Origin of the sequence: Streptomyces sp. NPDC038707 (genome assembly GCF_040636485.1) — a bacterium.
GTDB lineage: Bacteria > Actinomycetota > Actinomycetes > Streptomycetales > Streptomycetaceae > Streptomyces.
Window position 1 is genome coordinate 1 of the sequence record NZ_JBEZUP010000114.1, and the last position, 1,028, is coordinate 1,028.

The 1,028-nt window shown below is 73.3% G+C and carries 1 protein-coding gene; it reads right to left on the bottom strand.

All coding sequences use genetic code 11. From position 1 onward, the window contains the following. Positions 1 to 176: 176 nt before the first annotated feature. Positions 177 to 1,028: hypothetical protein (locus AB0E62_RS40085; protein ID WP_362206108.1), on the bottom strand; the 852-nt coding region annotated here is incomplete at its 5' end.

A 1,028-nucleotide genomic window follows, 5' to 3' on the forward strand; every position in this document is an offset into this window, starting at 1 on the left:
GTGCTGCAACTCTTCGGCGGGGGTCATGGTGTCTCCTCGGTGCGGGGCGCTGTACGCCTCTGTGAGGCTCTGGGGTGGGGTTCGGTGTTGCGCGTGCCGCGCGTGGGGCTGTTCGGCCGTCTGATGCCCGCACAGCCCCTCTGTGGGGGTCGCGCTGCCTCACGCGCCCCGGGGGTTCAGTCCGTCTCGGGCTGCCCGGACCTCGCCACGGCGGCGGGGGTGTGCTCGGCCTCGACGGTGTACGTAGTCGTGGCGCGCACGAGCCGGAACGGACGCTGAGGCGCGGTGCTGACGGCGGACTCGTAGCTCTCGCTGGCCCAGTCACGGTCGTCGTAGGTGGCACCCCAGCTTGCCCAGTTGTCGCGGCGCGGGGACTCGACCGTCCAGGCGTGAGACGGCGAGTGCGCCTCGTTGGCGTATTGCTCCAGCACGGTGGTCGCGGTGTCGGGTTCCGGGCAGTCGGCGTTGCTGCACGTGGGGTAGCCGCCGGTCCCAAGGAACAGGCTGGCGTGCTGGCAGGCGGGGCAGTTGCCCTTGACGGGTGGCAGCCCAGAGGCGAGCGGGGCGGTGGATGGCGGGAGCGCCTCGCCGCCCTGTATCGGGTCCTGCTGCGCCCCACGGGCGGGCTTGGTGGCAGGGCGCGGGCCGTACAGGGCGAGGAAGTGCGTCTTGCCGTCCGCGCTACGGCAGTACGCCTCCGAGTGGCCAGCAGGCCGGGCGCACGGCGGGTACTCGCTTCGGACGACGCTCTCGGTGCGCCCACACGCGTCCTGCTGCGCCTCGTCAGCCAGACGACGCAGCACAGCGGCGGCATCGGCCCACGCGTACTGCCCGGCGAGCGCGGCCTCGACGGGGTCCAGTGCCTCCAGCGCGGCGGCGCCTTCAAGCAGGGCGGCGCCCCGGACGGCGGCCTGCTGGTCGGGTGTGGGCAGTACGGCGGCGCGCATCGCCGCCCGGCCTTCTACCGCGGTCTCCAGGTTGGCGATCAGGGAGCGGACCCGGTCCGCTTCCGGAGCGGGCAGCAGGAT